This is a genomic window from Sandaracinobacter sp. T42, from assembly GCF_059115405.1.
Genome location: NZ_CM181101.1, coordinates 454,946 through 471,934, shown reverse-complemented (window position 1 = coordinate 471,934; position 16,989 = coordinate 454,946). Strand labels below are relative to the sequence as shown.

Annotated in this window: 15 protein-coding genes and 1 tRNA gene; 5 read left to right on the top strand and 11 right to left on the bottom strand. The window is 69.3% G+C overall.

Translation table 11 applies throughout. The features are described 5' to 3' along the window. Positions 1-57: 57 nt before the first annotated feature. Both ACW9TV_RS02260 and ACW9TV_RS02255 read right to left on the bottom strand, forming a co-directional pair. Positions 58-813: a TIGR02186 family protein gene (locus tag ACW9TV_RS02260; protein WP_494304242.1), complete on the bottom strand. Its 756-nt coding sequence runs from the start codon at positions 811-813 to the stop codon at positions 58-60. Then, on the bottom strand, positions 810-1,730 hold the full coding sequence (locus tag ACW9TV_RS02255; RefSeq protein WP_494304241.1) for a sulfite exporter TauE/SafE family protein: 921 nt from the start codon (positions 1,728-1,730) through the stop codon (positions 810-812). Before ACW9TV_RS02255 ends, ACW9TV_RS02260 begins: the two co-directional genes overlap by 4 nt. Before the next feature lie 255 nt (positions 1,731-1,985). On the opposite strand from ACW9TV_RS02255, the gene trmFO reads away from it, so the two are divergent. After that, complete coding sequence (gene trmFO, locus ACW9TV_RS02250) at positions 1,986-3,356, top strand: methylenetetrahydrofolate--tRNA-(uracil(54)-C(5))-methyltransferase (FADH(2)-oxidizing) TrmFO (protein ID WP_494305018.1); 1,371 nt, start codon at positions 1,986-1,988, stop codon at positions 3,354-3,356. Here the strand turns inward: trmFO and ACW9TV_RS02245 are convergent. The 3 genes from ACW9TV_RS02245 to ACW9TV_RS02235 form a co-directional block, all read right to left on the bottom strand. Further along, entirely contained in the window at positions 3,320-4,444 is a 1,125-nt protein-coding gene (locus ACW9TV_RS02245) for a pyridoxal phosphate-dependent aminotransferase (RefSeq protein ID WP_494304240.1), read from the bottom strand. The two genes, trmFO and ACW9TV_RS02245, sit on opposite strands and share 37 nt — an antisense overlap. 138 nt (positions 4,445-4,582) lie before the next feature. Continuing rightward, on the bottom strand, positions 4,583-5,359 hold the full coding sequence (locus tag ACW9TV_RS02240; protein WP_494304239.1) for an alpha/beta hydrolase: 777 nt from the start codon (positions 5,357-5,359) through the stop codon (positions 4,583-4,585). A gap of 11 nt (positions 5,360-5,370) precedes the next feature. Beyond that, the gene (locus ACW9TV_RS02235) at positions 5,371-7,638 is read right to left on the bottom strand and encodes an NADP-dependent malic enzyme (RefSeq protein WP_494304238.1); all 2,268 of its coding nucleotides are present in this window, start codon (positions 7,636-7,638) and stop codon (positions 5,371-5,373) included. 56 nt (positions 7,639-7,694) lie between these two features. Between ACW9TV_RS02235 and mutS the strand changes: the two genes are divergently transcribed. Then, positions 7,695-10,295 carry a DNA mismatch repair protein MutS gene (gene mutS, locus ACW9TV_RS02230; RefSeq protein ID WP_494304237.1) on the top strand — a complete coding sequence of 867 codons (2,601 nt, stop codon included), beginning with the start codon at positions 7,695-7,697 and terminating at the stop codon, positions 10,293-10,295. A 4-nt stretch (positions 10,296-10,299) separates the two neighbouring features. Next, complete coding sequence (locus ACW9TV_RS02225; protein WP_494304236.1) at positions 10,300-11,538, top strand: L,D-transpeptidase family protein; 1,239 nt, start codon at positions 10,300-10,302, stop codon at positions 11,536-11,538. Between the two features lie 27 nt (positions 11,539-11,565). On the opposite strand, the gene ACW9TV_RS02220 is transcribed toward ACW9TV_RS02225, so the two are convergent. Beyond that, a complete protein-coding gene (locus ACW9TV_RS02220; RefSeq protein ID WP_494304235.1) occupies positions 11,566-12,171 on the bottom strand; it encodes a murein L,D-transpeptidase catalytic domain family protein in 606 nt (201 codons plus the stop codon). Positions 12,172-12,324: 153 nt separating this feature from the next. Between ACW9TV_RS02220 and ACW9TV_RS02215 the strand changes: the two genes are divergently transcribed. Beyond that, positions 12,325-13,311 (top strand): NADPH:quinone oxidoreductase family protein, encoded by a 987-nt coding sequence (locus ACW9TV_RS02215; protein WP_494304234.1) that lies wholly within the window; start codon positions 12,325-12,327, stop codon positions 13,309-13,311. A gap of 214 nt (positions 13,312-13,525) precedes the next feature. Then, positions 13,526-14,095 (top strand): manganese efflux pump MntP, encoded by a 570-nt coding sequence (locus tag ACW9TV_RS02210; protein WP_494304233.1) that lies wholly within the window; start codon positions 13,526-13,528, stop codon positions 14,093-14,095. Between the two features lie 44 nt (positions 14,096-14,139). Here the strand turns inward: ACW9TV_RS02210 and ACW9TV_RS02205 are convergent. The 5 genes from ACW9TV_RS02205 to ACW9TV_RS02185 form a co-directional block, all read right to left on the bottom strand. Further along, positions 14,140-14,215: transfer RNA gene (locus ACW9TV_RS02205), tRNA-Phe, on the bottom strand. A gap of 49 nt (positions 14,216-14,264) precedes the next feature. Continuing rightward, positions 14,265-14,429, bottom strand: a complete 165-nt coding sequence (yacG, locus tag ACW9TV_RS02200) for a DNA gyrase inhibitor YacG (protein ID WP_494304232.1) — start codon at positions 14,427-14,429, stop codon at positions 14,265-14,267. Beyond that, on the bottom strand, positions 14,416-15,357 hold the full coding sequence (locus ACW9TV_RS02195; RefSeq protein ID WP_494304231.1) for a ribonuclease: 942 nt from the start codon (positions 15,355-15,357) through the stop codon (positions 14,416-14,418). Before ACW9TV_RS02195 ends, yacG begins: the two co-directional genes overlap by 14 nt. Continuing rightward, a complete protein-coding gene (locus ACW9TV_RS02190) occupies positions 15,350-15,931 on the bottom strand; it encodes a Maf family protein (RefSeq protein WP_494304230.1) in 582 nt (193 codons plus the stop codon). Before ACW9TV_RS02190 ends, ACW9TV_RS02195 begins: the two co-directional genes overlap by 8 nt. Continuing rightward, positions 15,928-16,968, bottom strand: coding sequence for a DUF2332 domain-containing protein (locus ACW9TV_RS02185; RefSeq protein WP_494304229.1), 1,041 nt, complete (start codon positions 16,966-16,968; stop codon positions 15,928-15,930). The genes ACW9TV_RS02190 and ACW9TV_RS02185 overlap by 4 nt, the downstream gene beginning before the upstream one ends. Positions 16,969-16,989 lie beyond the last annotated feature (21 nt).

The window sequence follows — 16,989 nt, the reverse complement described above, 5'->3', positions numbered from 1 at the left end:
CCAAGACCTAGGGTGCTGCGCGGCGGCAGGCAACCGTGACGGACTGGGCGCGACGGCTTAGGCGCGGCGGCCGATCTGGCCTGCTGCGACCCCCATGGCGACGGCGAGCGCGACGGCGAACAGCCCGTAGAGGAAGCCATGGTCCTGCGCGAACACATAGAGGCTTCGTTCGAAGCCGGTCTTGTCGATGATGACGGGTGCGGTCGATCGGGCGCGCACCCGGCCGTCGCTGATGAGATAGATTTCGGCCTGATAGTTGCCGACCGGCACGGCGGACGGGATCGGAAGCCGGGCACGATAGAGGATGCGGTCCGTGACCTGCACGCCATAGGGTTGTTCCACGAACAGCCCCTCGCTGACCCTGAGCTTCACCAGCCCTTCCTGGAACCGGCCCGTCGTTTCGGCGTCCGTCGCCGTCGCGGGGGACAGTTGCAGGTGGCGCAGGCCGATTTCGTAGATGGCGGCGTTGCGTTCATCCAGCAGGTCGCGCACCGGTTTCGTGGTGGCGACGGCGTAATAGCCGGGGGCGGATTCGAAGCGCAGCGCTTCGGTGTTGACCCAGATGCCCGCGATCCGCGCCTTTTTCCGCACGGTGATCGGTTCCACCGGGCCGCGCAGGATGACCGCGATTCCCGGCGGGTCGGTTGGAACGACGCCGCCCGGATACTGGATCGCGCCGAAGATCAGCAGTTCCGCGCCGGCAAAGCGGTAGGAGATGTCGATGCGGCTTTGCGACAGATCCGTCACCAGCCGGGGCTGCTGCGCCTGAGCGGCGCCCGCCAGCAGCAACAGCAGGGCGGCCAGCCACTTCATGCCAGCGCCGTCTGGATGGAGAAAAGCTCCTTCGGAGTCCAGGTGAGGCCGATGGCGAGGCGGATCGCGACGGCGAGGACGAGCAGGGCGAGGAACAGGCGCAGTTTTTCAGGCGGCAGCCGCATCGCCGCACGCGCACCGAGCTGGGCGCCGACGACACCGCCCACCAGCAGCAGGGCGGCGAGCAGGATATCCACCGTCTGCGATTGCGTGGCGTGCAGCAGTGTGGCGGCCGCAGTGACGAACAGGATCTGGAACAGGCTGGTGCCCACCACCACGCCCGCCGCCATGCCGAGCAGATAGAGCATGGCGGGCACCATGATGAAGCCGCCGCCCACGCCCATGATCACGGTGAGGACGCCGACACCCGCCCCGACGAGGAAGGGGGCCAGCGGCGAGATGTAGATGCCCGACCGGGGGAAGCGCATCTTCATCGGCAGCGCGGCCACCAGCGGGTGGTGCCGCCGGCCGCGCCGGGGCGGGGCGTGACCTGCGCGCTGCGCCTTCAGCGCGGCGAGCGCCTCCTTCAGCATCAGGGCGCCGATCGTGCCCAGGAAGAGCACATAGATGAGGCCGATGGTGACATCGATCTGCCCCAGCGATTTCAGCCAGCGGAACAGGAAGGAACCGAGCACGGAGCCCATCAGGCCGCCGGACACCAGCACGGCCCCCATCTTCACGTCCACCTGCCCTCGGCGGAAATAGCTGTAGGCGCCAGACACGCTGGAGCCCGTGACCTGCGTGGCGGACGAGGCGACCGCAATCGCCGGCGGAATGCCGTAGAAGATGAGCAGCGGCGTGGTGAGAAACCCGCCGCCCACGCCGAACATGCCGGACAGAAAGCCGACAAGCGCGCCCAGCCCGATGATGACGAGCGCGTTCACGGACATTTCGGCGATGGGAAGATAAAGATCCACGACCAACCCATAGCCTGCAATTCGGCCAATAAAAGGGCCGGCGAGCAATGCTCGCCGGCCAGTCGGGTCGCTTTCAGCCCGGACTGGCCGGGCGCTGTCGATATCAGATGAATCGGCCCATGTTACAAGGGGCAGGGGGCCTGTTTCCGGCGGCGAACCGAGAAATATTGTCACATCTGTTGCCGTCTTGCCGCCGTGCAAGGGGCTGCCTGACGCCTTGCGGCTGGCGGAAGGGCGCGGCAAAGGGCTGGCATGATGGATGCCGTGCATGTGATCGGGGGCGGGCTCGCCGGTTCGGAAGCAGCCTGGCAGCTTGCGACCCGCGGGGTTCCGGTGGTGCTGCACGAGATGCGCGGCGGCGGCGGGACAACGCCCGCGCACCAGACGGACCGGCTGGCCGAGCTGGTCTGTTCCAACAGCTTCCGTTCGGACGATGCCGACTACAATGCCGTGGGCCTGCTGCACGCGGAAATGCGTGCGCTGGGCAGCCTGGTGATGCGGGCGGCCGATGGTGCGAAGGTGCCGGCGGGCTCTGCCCTTGCCGTCGACCGGGACATCTTCGCCGACGCGGTGACGGCGGCGCTCCATGGTCACCCACTGGTGACGATCGTGCGCGAGGAGGTGGGAACCCCTGATCCGGCCTGGAAGCAGGTGCTGATCGCGACGGGGCCGCTGACGGCGCCGGGGCTCGCCGCCTTCATCCAGGGGCTGACGGGCGAGGAGCATCTGGCCTTCTTCGACGCCATCGCGCCCATCGTTCACACCGACAGCATCGACATGGGCATCGCCTGGCGGCAATCCCGCTACGACAAGGGTCCGGACGGGGAGATATTGCCGCAGGGCGAGGGCGATTACATCAACTGCCCGCTTTCCAAGACGCAGTATCTGGAATTCGTGGCCGCCCTGAACGCTGCCGAAAAGGCGGACTTCAAGGACTGGGAGCGCGACACCCCCTATTTCGAAGGCTGCATGCCGATCGAGGTGATGGCGGAGCGCGGCCCGAACACGCTGCGCTTCGGGCCGATGAAGCCGGTGGGCCTGCGCGATCCCCGTACCGGAAAGGGGGCCTGGGCGGTGGTGCAGCTCAGGCAGGACAATGCATCCGGCACGCTGATGAACATGGTGGGGTTCCAGACCAAGCTGAAGCATGGCGAGCAGACCCGGCTGTTCCGCACCATTCCCGGCCTTGAAAAGGCGGAGTTTGCGCGTCTTGGCGGGCTGCACCGCAACAGCTTCATCCGATCCCCCATCCTTCTGGATGAAACGTTACGGCTGAAGGCGGCGACGGAAATCAGCTTTGCCGGGCAGATCACCGGCTGCGAAGGCTATGTGGAATCCGCGGCCGTGGGCCTGATGGCCGGGCTGTTCCTGGCGGCGCGGGCGAGGGGGGATGCGCCCGTCCGCCCGCCGCGCGACACTGCCCTGGGTTCGTTGCTGGCGCACATCACCGGGGAAGCGGTGGCGGACAGCTTCCAGCCGATGAACATCAATTTCGGCCTGTTCCCGCCCATCGAGGGGGCGGAACGGGGGCGGGAACGAAAGGCGAAGATTGCCGCGCGGGCGAAGCGGGCCCTTGGCGACTGGCTGCCTCAGGCCCTCGCGGCCTCCGGCAGGGCGGCGGCGTAGCGGGCGACATCCTCGATCCTTCCGCAGGAAACCCGGCTCCACTGCGTCCATTTGCCATAGGGGCCGCGGATGAGGATGCCCTTCGCCTCCAGCCGCTTCTGCACCGCATCGGCATCGGGCACCTTCACAAAGACGAAATTCGTGGCGGATTTCAGCACGGGCAGGCCGGCGGATTTCGCGGCGGCCTCGATCATCTCGCGCGCTTCGAGGATGCGGCCCCTGGAATAGGCGAGGAAGGCGCTGTCCGGGTAGCTTGCGATAGCGGCGGCGAGGCCGCCGGTGTTGCCGCCGACGCTCATGCTCCAGGGTCGCATGCGGGCGATGATGTCGGGCCGGGCCAGCGCATAGCCGACCCGCATGCCGGCAAGGCCGTAGATCTTCGAGAAGGTGCGGGCGACCACCAGATTGTCGCCTGCGCGGACGCGATCGACGAGCGATTCCCCGGCGGAATCTGCGGTGAGTTCGTTATAGGCCTCGTCCACCAGAACGATGGCTTTGGGCGAGACGGCGGCGGCGAAGCGGCGCAGCGCGGCGTTTGGCAGCAGCAGGCCCGTCGGGTTGTTGGGGTTGCAGATATGGACGAGCTGCGTATCCGGCCCGACCGCCGCCTGCATCGCGGCGAGATCGACCTGCATGTCGGCGGCGAGCGGCACCCGCTTCACCGCGACGCCCTTCGCCTCGGCGTAGCGGACGGGCGGATCGAAGGTGAGATCGGCCGAAAGGATGTGCCCACCCGCCGTCAGGCCCATGGTCGCGCAGTTCAGCACCTCTGACGAGCCGGCGCCGATCAGCACATGATCGGGGGTGAGGCCATTCGCTTCCGCGATCATGGCGGCAAGCCGGTCTTCCCCGCCCGAGGCGTAGTAGCAGCCGGAACCGCTGAGATCCGCGACGGCCTGCCGGGCCCGGGGCGAGGGGCCATAGGGGTTTTCGTTGCGGGCCAGGAAGGCCACCCCCGACGGCGGCGCGAAGGGATCGGCAGGCGGTGAAGGCTGTGGCGCGACCGCCCGAACCGGCGCCGAGGCCAGGGCGAGCGTGGCGCTCCCGCCGATTGCGAATAGCGTGCGACGCGAAACGGCGGCAGTCATGGGCGCAGTTCTCCTTGCTCCGATAGGCTTTCCCGAAGGTGCCGAACCATTCCCGTGCGCGCGGCTGCTCTGTCGGCAGCACCGGGGGCAAGGCTAGAAGGGCGGATGTCGCGCTGTCAATCGCGCGTCCGGGCGGTGTCAGAGCGAGGCGACGAAGCGCGAGATGGCGGATGCCAGGCGCGGACGAACGGCATCGTGGAACAGCCAATGGCCCACGCCCGCCCATTCCTCATAATCGACGCGGGCGCCGGCCGAGCCCAACAGACGGGCGGTCTTGCGCGAAACGGCCGCCGGCACGATCCGGTCGTCCAGGCCCGTGATCACCAGGGCGGGCATCCTGAGCTTCGCATAATCCACCCGGCTGGCCTTGTCCGGATCGAGGAAGGGGGCGGCGAGCTGGGCGAGGACGGGGCCCGAATCCCAGGTGAGCTCGGCAAGGGCCGGGCGCATCTCCGCCTCGGGAACGCCGTTGAAGACGCCGAAGCGCGCGCTTTCCTCGTCGAGCAGCGTGGCTTGCTTCCACCAGCCCCAGCGGCTGGTGACGCCCCACATGGTGCGCAGCGTGGCGAGGCTGGTGGTGGAGGCCTGCATGGACGGCGCGGTGGAGAGGAGGATGAGGCCCTTCGGCTGCACCTTTGCCGCCAGCAGCTGGGCGAGGATACCGCCCATCGAATGGCCGAGGATCACCGGCCGTTCGCCCATATCCGCCGCATCGCGTTCCAGTGCCGACAGATAGTTGGCGAGTTTCACGCCGGCCAGCGGCGCGGGCGCGGGGCTGCCCGGCGGCATGTCGTGATGGGGCAGCGTGACGGCCGCACTGCGGAGGCCTGCGGGTTCCAGTTCCGCGCGGAGCTGCGCGAAGGTGGAAGGCCGGCTCCACATGCCGTGGATCATCAGGATGGGCGGCGGGCTCATCCCGGCGGGGCCTATTGCACGACGCCGGCAGCCGCGAGCGCGGCCAGCGTGACGAGATCCGTTGCACCCGATGTCATCGGGGCAATCTGCACCGATTTCGACATGTTGACCAGCACAGGCCCGATAACCCGGCCGCCGCCCAGTTCCTTCAGCAGCTTGGCGGCGATGTTGGCCGATTGCAGGCCGGGCATCACCAGCACGTTGGCGGGCCCCGTCAGCCGGTTGAAGGGATAGACATCCGCAAGCGAGCGGTTGAGCGCCACATCCACCGACATCTCGCCTTCATATTCGAAGCCGGGCTTCAGTTCGTCGAGGATGTGCACGGCTTCGTGCAGGGCGCCCAGATAGCTGCCCGGCGGGTTGCCGAAATTGGAATAGGACATGAAGGCGACGCGCGGCTCCATCCCCAGCCGGCGGGCGGCGGCCGCCATCTTGATCGCGGTGTCGGCCAGCTGGCGGCCCTGCGGACGCTCGTTCACGGTGGTGTCGCCGATCAGGATCGTCTGCGAGCGGCCCGCGAAGATGTGGAAGCCGAAGGGCGTGTGGCCATCCAGCGGATCGACGGCAAGGCGGACCTGCGAGAGCACCTGATGGAAGTGCCGCGTGACGCCCGAGACCATCGCGTCGGCTTCGCCAAGTTCCAGCATCAGCGCCGCGAACACATTGCGCTCGTTGTTCACCATGCGCTGAACGTCGCGCTTCAGGAAGCCCTGCCGCTGGAGCCGGCCGTAGAGCCGCTCCACCATGTGTGGCACCAGCGGCGAGTTGGCGCTGTTGTGGATGGGATAGTTTTCGGGATCGGTGACACCGATGCGCCGGAAGCCTTCCAGGATGGGCTCTTCGCGCCCCACCAGCAGCGGCGTGCCATAGCCCTGGGTGCGGAAGGTGACGGCGGCGCGCAGCACCACTTCCTGCTCGCCCTCTGCGAAGACCACGCGGCTGTCACGCGCGCGCGCCGCTTCGAAGCTGGCTGCGAGTGCGGAGGAGGTGGGGTTCAGCCGGGCGCGCAGTTCCAGCTTGTAGGCTTCCATGTCGAAGATGGGCTTCTTGGCGACGCCCGAATCCATGGCGGCCTGCGCGACGGCGGCGGGGACGCGCTCGATCAGGCGCGGGTCGAAGGGGGCGGGGATGATGTAGTCCGGTCCGAACACCTGGCTGGAGCCATAGGCCGCGGCCACTTCGTCGGGCACGGATTCGCGCGCCAGCGCGGCGATGGCCTCTGCCGCGGCCACCTTCATCTCCTCGTTGATCTTGGTGGCGCGCACGTCCAGCGCGCCGCGGAAGATGAAGGGGAAGCCGATGACGTTGTTGACCTGGTTCGGATAATCCGACCGGCCCGTGGCGATGATGGCATCCGGCCGGGCGGCCTTCGCGATTTCGGGCCTGATCTCAGGCTCGGGGTTCGCCATGGCGAAGATGATGGGTCTGGGCGCCATCGCCAGCACGTCATCGGCGGACAGCGCCTTCGCGGCGGACAGGCCCAGGAACACGTCGGCGCCGACCAGCGCTTCCTTCAGCGTTCGCGCACTGGTGGTGGAGGCATGGGCCGATTTCCACTGGTCCAGGCCCTTTTCCCGGCCCTGCCAGATCACCCCTTCCCGGTCGCACATGATCACATGATCGTGCGGCACGCCCATCGCCTTGATCAGTTCGGTGCAGGCGATGGCCGCCGCGCCCGCGCCGTTCACCACCACCTTGATGTCCTTCAGTTCGCGGCCCGTGACATGGCAGGCGTTGATCAGGCCGGCAGCCGTGATGATGGCGGTGCCGTGCTGGTCATCGTGGAAGACGGGAATGTTCATGCGCTCGCGCAGGGTCTGCTCGATGATGAAGCATTCGGGGGCCTTGATGTCCTCCAGGTTGATGCCGCCGAAGGTGGGCTCCATCAGTTCCACGGCGTCGATGAAGCGGTTCACATCCTCGGTCTTCAGCTCGATGTCGATCGAATCGACGTCGGCGAAGCGCTTGAACAGGACGGCCTTGCCCTCCATCACCGGCTTGGAGGCAAGCGCGCCCAGATTGCCCATGCCCAGGATCGCCGTTCCGTTGGAGATGACGGCGACGAGATTGCCCTTGACGGTATAATCATAGGCTGCGGCGGGATCGTCCGCGATCGCCTGGACGGGCACCGCGACGCCGGGGGAATAGGCAAGCGACAGGTCCCGCTGGGTCGCCATCGGCTTCGAGGCGATGATCTCCAGCTTGCCCGGCCTTCGGGCCGAGTGGAACAGAAGGGCTTCACGGTCGGAAAAAATCGGCCTGTCTTTATCGTCGCTCACCGGGCTGTCCGTCTCTCTCTTGTCTCGCGCCTCTCACCGGCTGATAGGCTGTTGCCATGACGGCGGCAATTGCCACTTCCAGTCCCGCGTCCGGTTCCGCACCCGGCCCGACCCCCATGATGCAGCAGTATCTGGGGCTGAAGGCCGAGGTGCCCGATGCGCTGCTGATGTTCCGCATGGGCGATTTCTACGAGCTTTTCCTGGCCGATGCCGGAATCGCGGCCGCCGCGCTGGATATCGCGCTGACGCACCGGGGGGAGCATCTGGGCCAGCCGCTGCCCATGTGCGGCGTGCCGGTGCATTCGCATGAAGCCTATGTGGCGCGGCTGGTGAAGGCCGGCCATCGCGTGGCGATCGCCGAGCAGACCGAGGATCCGGCGGCGGCGAAGAAGCGCGGATCGAAATCCATCGTGAACCGCGCCATCGTGCGCGTGATCACGCCCGGCACCCTGACGGAAGAGCGACTGCTGGACGGCCGCCGCGCCAACTGGCTGCTGAGCCTGTTTCCCGGGCCTGAGGAAGTGGGAATGGCCTGGGCGGACATTTCCACTGGCGAGCTGTGGCTGGGCAGCGTGCCGCCCGAAGGCCTGCCGGATGAACTGTCGCGGATCGCGCCCGCCGAGGTGCTGCGGCCGGACGGGGCGGGCCATGCCGATGTGCCGCGCGCCGCGTTCGACAGCCGGTCCGCCGAGCAGCGGCTGGCGGCGCGGCTGGGCGTTTCGACGCTGGAGGGTTTTGGCCAGTTCCCGCGCGCGGCGCTGGCGGCGGCCGGCGGGCTGCTGGCGCACATTGATCGGACATCGCGCGGCGCCCCGCTGTTGCTGAAGCCGCCCAGGCTGCATCTGCCCGGCGCCGTGATGGCGATCGACGGTGCGACACGGCGAAGCCTTGAGCTGACCGAAGGCCCCACGAGCCTTCTGTCCGCCATCGACCTGACGGTGACGGCCGCCGGCGGCCGGCTGCTGGCGGCCGAACTGGCGGCCCCTCTGGCCGATCTGCCCGCGATCGAGGCGCGCCTGGACCTGGTGCAGTGGTTCAGCGGGGACACGGGCTTGCGCGACGAGGCGCGGGCGCTGCTGAAGGGCGCGCCCGATGCCGCCCGCGCGCTGGGTCGGATCGCGGCGGGGCGCGGATCCCCGCGCGACCTTGGCGCCCTGCGCGACGGGCTACGGGCGGCGCGCGCGCTGGGCCTGCTGCTGGATGCGGCGTCCGGCGGCGGCGCGCCCGCCGCGCTGGACCCGCTGCGGCTGGGGGTGGAGCCGCCGCCCGCGCTGCTCCACCTGCTGGAAGCCGCGCTGGTGGACAGCCCGCCCCTTCAGGCGGCCGACGGGGGCGTGATCGCGAGCGGCCATGATCCGGCGCTGGATGAACTGCGACTGCTGGCGGCCGACAGCCGGGCGGCCATCGCGGCGCTGGAGAGCGAGCTTCGCGACCAGACCGGCATCCAGACCCTGCGCGTGAAGCACAACAATGTGATCGGCTATCATGTGGAGGTGGCGCAGAAGGCCGCCGATCCGCTGATGGCGCATCCCGGCTTCTTCCATCGGCAGACGCTGGGCAATGCGATGCGCTTCGATACGGAGGCGCTGCGCGGCCTCGCCAGCCGGATCGCGCAGGCGCAGGCCCATGCGCTGGCGGCAGAGGCCGCGCATCTGGAAACCCTGCGCGAAGCCGTGCTGGCGGACGCGGCCGGGATCAGCCGGGTGGCCGAATCGCTGGCCGCGATCGACCGCTCGGCCGCGCTGGCGGAGCTTGCCGTGCGGGAAGGGCTGGTGCGGCCCCGGCTGACTGACGGGCATGAGTTCCGCATCGTCGCGGGCCGGCACCCGGTGGTGGAGGCCGCGCTGCGGCGCAAGGGCGAAGCCTTCGTGCCCAACGACTGCGCGCTGGAAAGCGACGCGCGGGTGTGGCTGGTGACGGGGCCGAACATGGGGGGGAAATCCACTTTCCTGCGCCAGAATGCGCTGATGGCGGTGCTGGCGCAGGCGGGAAGCTTCGTGCCGGCGGCGGAAGCGACGATCGGCCTTGTCGATCGGCTGTACAGCCGGGTCGGCGCATCCGACAGCCTGGCCGAGGGGCGCTCCACCTTCATGGTGGAGATGGTGGAGACGGCGGCGATCCTGAACGGCGCCACGCAGCGGTCCCTGCTGCTGCTGGACGAAGTGGGGCGCGGCACCGCCACCTGGGACGGGCTGGCGCTGGCCTGGGCCATCCTGGAATCCATCCATGACAGGATTGGCGCGCGGGCGCTGTTCGCCAGCCATTATCACGAACTGGCGGCGCTGAAGGCGCGTCTGAATGGGCTTTCGCTGCGCACAATGAAGGCGCGGCAATGGCAGGGCGACCTGCTGTTCCTGCACGAGGTGGGGGAGGGTGCGGCGCCGGGCAGTTTCGGGCTGGACGTGGCGCGGCTGGCGGGCGTGCCCGCCGATGTGCTGGCGCGCGCGGGGGAAATCCTGGCGCGGCTGGAGGCAGGCGAAGCGGGCCGAGGTGCGAAGGAAGCGCTGGCGGACCTGCCGCTGTTCGCGGCGGCCCCGCCGGCCGCGCCCGCCGCAGACGCGCTGCGGGCGCGGCTGGCCGGGATCCAGCCCGACAGTCTGACCCCGCGCGCCGCGCTGGACCTGCTTTACGAACTGAAGGGGCTGGCGGATGATTGAGGCGATGCGTGCGCTGATCCCCGCCCTGCTGCTGGGCCTTTCAGGCCCCCTCGCCGCGCAGCAGGCTTTGTCTGCGCAGGAAAGCGCGCCGCAGGGTGCGCCTTCGATCGAACCAGCACCCGCACCGCCCGCCCCGCCCGCGCCGCTGCCCCCGGCGCCGCTGAACTGGACAGAGGCGGCCGCCCGCGAAACGCTTGCCGAAGTGCTGGCCGCCGCCAGAGAGGGGCTGAACCCCGCCGACTATGCGCCGGCCGCGCTGGAAGCCGCGCTGGCATCCGGCGATCAGGCCGCGATCGCCACTGCCGCTGAGGCAAGCTGGATGGCGCTGGCAAGGGACTATGCCGCCGGACGCACGCCCATCGAGGCGCGGATCGGCTGGAAATCACCACCGCCGCGATCGGATCCGGCGTGGCTGCGGGCGAAGCTGGCCGAAGGGCTTGGCGCGGGAACGCCGGGCGAGGCGCTTCGTGCGCTGCTGCCGACGCATCCGCATTACCGGGCGCTTCAGGCCGCGCTTCCGGCCACGACCGATCCGGACACCCTGAACCGGCTGCGCGCCAACATGGACCGCTGGCGCTGGATGCCGCGCCAGCTGGGGGAGCGGCATTTGTTCGCCAATGTCGCAGGCAATACCGTGGACCTTGTCGACGGCGGCGTTCCCGTGGCGCGCCACAAGATCATTGTCGGCGCCCGCAAGACGCCGACACCGCAATTTTCGGCCGTGGCGACGGCCATCACGATCAATCCCCCCTGGGTGCTTCCGAAGAGCATCGTGGCGGAATCCGTCGGCAGCCTGATCCGCCGGAGCCCGTCCGTGGCGCGGGCGCGGGGGTATCGCTGGACCGAGACGGCGGATGGCCTGCAGGTGGTGCAGATGCCCGGCAACCGCAATTCGCTGGGCACGCTGAAGATCGAGATGCCCAACCCCTACGCCATCTTCTTCCATGACACGCCCGCCAAGCATCTGTTCAACGGACAGGATCTCGCGCTGTCGCACGGCTGCATGCGGACGCAGGGCATATTGGGCCTGGCGCTGCGGCTGCTGGAAGATCTGCCCGAATGGGATGCCGCCCGCATCGACGCCACCGCGGCGACGAACATCACCACCCGTATCGACCTGCCGCAGCAGGTGCCGGTGCATGTCGGCTATTTCACGATGGTGCCTGCGAAAGGCGGAACAGTGCAGACCTACGTCGATGTCTATGGCAGGGATGAAGCCGTCGTGGCGGCACTGTCGCGTTAGCGGGAGACGGACGGCGCCCGGCGGGCGTCAGGCGCTCAGGCCGAAACGCCCCGCATAGAGCAGGCGGCCCGGCCCCAGGCGGGCCAGCATCTCGTCGAGGCTGCCGTTGGTCTCGTCGAAGGCGAAGCAGCCTTCGGAGCGGCCGATCTTGCCATGCTGGCGGGCCATCGCGTCAGAGACATACCAGGCGCCATGGATTACGATGGCGCGGGGTTCGGCATTGTTGTTCGTGGGATCCAGCCCGATCAACCGCTGGGACCGGCCATGCTTGCCGCTGTAGTAATCGCCCGTGAGATAGCCGCCGGGCGAGGAGGCGTTGGAGCCGAATTCGTTGGAGAAGCGCTCCACCCAGCCGCTGTGCGCCGGATCGGAGCCACGGCCGTGACTGACGAGGTGGCTGCTGACGCGACCGCCTGCCAGATCGACGAGGTGGAAGCGACGGGCGTTCGAGGGGGAGGCGAAATCCGCAATGCCGACCACGTCGCGGTGGCGGATGGCGCCATTGTGCCGCTGCAGGCCTTCCCGCGCGACATCGACCGCGCTGCGGCCGGAGGCAAGGGCAGGGGCCGTGCCAAGGGCGGCGACAGCGCCGATCAGCGCCCGGCGAGACAGGGAAAAGGAGCGACCGTTCATTGGATCAAGGACTAACGACCCGGCGGGGGCGTATATCAAGCTTCTATCGGCAGGCCGTTTGCCGGCTTCGGCAGATCGTTTGATCTTGCCGCTTTTCGCAGGTCTGCGCTGGCTGGCGGCCCGCTAGGCAGGGGCTTTGCGAAGGAGCCCCCGATGCGCGCCATCCTTGCCGAGACGCTGGAATCCCTGGACAGCTATGCCGTACGCGAGGTGCCGGAGCCGGAGGTGGGCCCCGACGGCGTGCTGATCCGGGTGGCGGCCTGCGGGGTGGGCTATGTCGATTCGCTGGTGGCGTTGGGGCGCTATCAGGTGAAGCCGCCGCTGCCGCATGTGCCTGGGCAGGAAGTGGCGGGTGTGGTGGAAGCGGTGGGCGGTGGGGTGACCGGCCTTGCCGTCGGCCAGCGGGTGGTGGCGATGACGCAGCGCGGCTTTGCGGAGCTGGCCGCTGCGCCCGCCGCGCTGACCTGGCCGATCCCCGATGGCCTGCCCTTCGCGGAGGCCGCGAGCCTGCCCCTGAACTATCTGACGGCGCTGCACGGGCTGGCGGACCGTGGCCGGCTGGCGGCCGGGGAGACGCTGCTGGTGCTGGGGGCGGCGGGCGGCGTGGGCTCGGCCGCGGTGCAGGTCGGCAAGGCGCTGGGCGCGCGGGTGGTGGCGGCCGCCTCCACGGAGGAGAAGCGGGCCTTCGCGCTGGCGCAGGGGGCGGACGCCGTGCTGGATACAGCGGTGGAGGGCTGGCGCGACCGGCTGAAGGCAGCCTGTGGTGGCAGGGGCCCGGATGTGGTGTTCGACCCCGTTTGCGGCCCCCTGTTCGAGCCGGCGTTCCGGTCGCTGCACTGGCGGGGGCGGCATCTGGTGGTTGGCTTCGTGGGCGGGCCGATCCCGGCCCTGCCCGCCAACCTGACGCTGATGAAGGGCGCGGCGCTGGTGGGCGTCGATGTGCGTCAGCACCTGCAGTTCGACGGCCGCGAGGTACCCGGCCAGATGGCGCGGTTGCTGGGCTGGGCCGCAGAGGGTCGGATCCGTCCGCCTGTCGGGGCGCGATACGGCTTTTCCGATTTCGGCTCAGCCCTGAATGCCGCGATTTCCGGCAAGGGGCTGGGCAAGGTGGTGCTGGAGGTGGACGCCGGGCTTGTCTGATCCGCGGTTCGCCTGTAGGGCCCGCTCACCCGTTGGGGAGTAGCATCCGGCGCGAAAGCCGGGGTGGCGTCAACAGGCTCGCGGCCGGGTTTTCCCCCGCCCCGCGTGGCGCCGCCGGCAGGGCTTGTTCCGCCCCGCATTGCGAGACCAGCGCGACCCACCGCCGCACCGGGCGGCGTGGATCGCGTGTCTCGCCTGCCCGGTGGAGCCTGCCATGACCCCGCTTGCGATCCTCATCCTCTCGCTCAGCATGTCCACCGACGCCTTTGCCGCCGCCGTGGCGCGCGGCGCGGCACACCGCCCCGCATGGCCGGTCGCGCTGAAATGGGGCCTGGTGTTCGGCCTGGTGGAGGCGACCACCCCCCTGATCGGCTATGGGCTGGGCCTGCTGGCGGCCGGATATGTGCAGGCGGTGGACCACTGGATCGCCTTTGCCCTGCTGGGGCTGGTGGGCGGCCACATGATCCGCGAATCCTTCGAAGCACCGGACGAGGACGCAGCCGAAACGCCGAGGCGGGCAGGCCCGGCGGGTCTGGTGCTGACGGCGATCGGCACCAGCATCGATGCGGCGGCCGTGGGCGTGGGCCTGGCCTTCATCGGCGTGAACATCTGGGTTGTCGCGGCGGCCATCGGCGTTTCCACCTTCATTCTCACCAGCATCGGCCTTCGGATCGGCGGGGCTGTCGGTGCCCGCTTCGGCAAGCGCGCGGAACTGCTGGGGGGGATCGCCCTTATCGTGATCGGCACGCTGATCCTGGCCGATCACATGGGCTGGATGGCCTGACAAAAGGCGAACTGCGCGGGGCGCGATACCAACGGAGGGGAAAATGGTGCCCAGGGACGGGATCGAACCGCCGACACTGCGATTTTCAATCGCATGCTCTACCAACTGAGCTACCTAGGCACGGGAGGCGCGCTATAGGCGCAAGTCCGTGGCGCGGTCAACCGGCTTCTCAACCGGTTTCGTCATCCTCCCCTGCCGGGCGGCCGGGCACCACATAGCGTTCGTCCAGCCAGGCGATCAGGTCGCGGTTGCGGCAGGCTTCCGAACAGAAGGGCGCATGTTCCGGAACGGCCGGTTTGCGGCACACGGGGCAGCGCGGGTCAGGCTTCGGCATCGGACGGTCCTGTCAGGATTTTCACTTCGCGGTGCGTCTGCTGGCGCAGCGCATCCAGCAGGTGCGGGCGGGCTTCCAGCCAGCGCCTGACCGCCGGACGGGGGGTGAGTGAAAGGGGTGTGGTGCCGCTGTCGGCCAGCGCGGATTCCAGCAGTTCGATCGCTTCGGTTCCGGCGCGGTCCAGCTGGGCGCGTTCCAGGATTGACGGGCCGGGGCGTGGCCGCACCACCTGCATCAGCCCGAATCCGTTGATCGCCGTGCGCTCGAACGGCAGCTTGCCCATCGCAGCGTCGAATGCGTCGGCTGCCTGGGCCCGCTGCTCCCGGTCTGTCGTGGGCAGGTCGATGACGATGCTGCCGCCCAGGCCCCACAGCCGGATGGCCCGGGCCAGCGCCCTGACGGCTGGAACGGCGAGCGCAAGCCCGTGGCCGTCCACGTCGACGGCGAGGAAGGCCGGCGTCGGCGCCAGCACCAGCGCGCCCGATTCGAAGACGAGGCGACCGATCCGCGCGGCTTCGAACGCCTCGTCCCACTGCTCGGCCACGTCGGCCGGCCAGCCTGGCTTCAGCACATGGCCTCGTGCGTGCATCTGCGATTCGAGGGTGGGGGATGGCCAGGGCGCAAGCTGGGTGGGCCGCGCCTTCGCCAGCCGGTCGCGCCCGCGCTCCCGCCAGGCGGCGCGGGTGATCTCGACCGCGACGGTCTGGCCTTCGGTGGCGCCGGTCGGCCATGGCTCGACAAGCAGGTCTTCGCCGCCCGCGTCCGCGATCCCGCGCCGCCCCAGTTTCGTGGCGAGCCGCGCGGGCAGGCGGGCGCCGGCGGACAGCCCGTCGCCGTCCCGCGCCACATGCATCTCGACCAGGCGGAAATTCTCGATCACGGCCGCGCGGGTTTCACCGAGCCGGTGCTGCAGGAACAGATCAGCCATTCAGGCCGGCTGTCCGCAGCATGGCGCGCGCATCGGCGAGCGGCAGGCCCATGATTCCGGAAAAACTGCCCTGCATCCAATCTACATGGGCCTCGAACCGGCCCTGGATGGCATAGCCGCCCGCCTTGCCATGCCATTCGCCGCTGGCGATGTACGCCTCGACATCCGCGCCATCCAGCCGGGCGACGCGCACGGTGGAACGGCTCAGGCGGTGGCGGGCCGTACCGCTGGCGTCCACCACGGTCAGCGCGGTCAGCACCTGGTGCCGCCGTCCGGACAGCAGCTTCAGGCAGGCGCGGGCGGTCGCCTCGTCCTCGGCCTTGGGCAGGATGCGCAGGCCGGCGGCCACCAGCGTATCGGCGGCCAGCACCACCGCGCCAGGATGGCGCGCGGCGACGGCGGCGGCCTTTTCCGCAGCCAGCCGAGAGACATGCGGGGCGGGCCGCTCCGCCTTCCGGGGGGTTTCGTCGATGTCGGCCGGATCGACGGCATCCGGCACCAGCCCCAGCCGGCCCAGCAGTTCCAGGCGCCGGGGCGAGGCGGAGGCGAGGATGAAGCGGGGCGCGGCGGTCATAGCCAGGCCACCATGCTGCCATGCGGGTGGGCGCGGCCCAGCAATCGGTCCTCCGCGCCCTGCCCGCGCCACAGCGTCAGGCGCAGCGTCGGCGGTTCGCCGGCGCTGGGCGTGTCATGCTCCATCCGGACCCAGGCCAGCGGCGCATTGACGCTGGCCTCTGCGCCGGCCTGTTCCATATGGTCTGCGATCCGCTGCTGCGACCCGAGGCTGAAATATTGCAGCGCGATGGAATGAAACACGGTGGTGGCAAGGCCCGGCTGCGGCCAGACGCGCTGCTCCACGAAGTCGGCGGCGTCCCCCTTCACGATTTCGGGCGGGATTTCGGATATGATCGTCATCGCGGTCGCCATGCGCTCCAGCCGTGCGTACTGATCCGGCCAGACATAGGCGAGCATGCGCGCGCGTTCGGCAGGCTCGGACAGGTCGATCGGTTGCACATCGACACCGATGCGACTGGCGAAGGTGATCGGAACGTCCGGCGGGTCCGGCCCGATCCATTCGGGCTCCAGCCGCAGCAGGCTGTCTGCGTTGCCGGCCCGCACATTGCCCAGCTGGAAGGCATAATGATCCGGCATCAGGTTCAGGCCGCCGCTGCACCCCAGTTCCACCAGTGCGAGCGGCAGGCCGGTTTCCGCCGCTACGGTCAGGAAGCAGGGCATCAGCGCCGCCGAGCGGGCGACCTCGTTCGTCTGCGGCGCCACATCCAGCCAGCGACAGATGGAGGGCGCGGCCAGAACCGGTTCCATCGCGGCCCACAGCGCGTCTGCATCGGGAAGGGGGGCCGGGGGGTAGAGCGCGGCAAGCCCCGGGGCCTTGCCGTTGCGCACATGGGCATGAAGCCCGCCCGCCACGCGAAGAGCGAGCATTTCGGCCTCTGTATTGCCCGACCAGCCATCCAGCCGCCTGCCCAGCGCGGTTTCCGGCGGGAGCCTTTCGGCGAGAAGGTCGCAGACCAGGGCGTTGAACGGCGAACCGAGCATGCGGCACCATCCCGCCTGCCAGCGCGCATGCTTGCGGAAGGCGCTTTCGTTCATGACCGGAGCCTGTCCATCAGG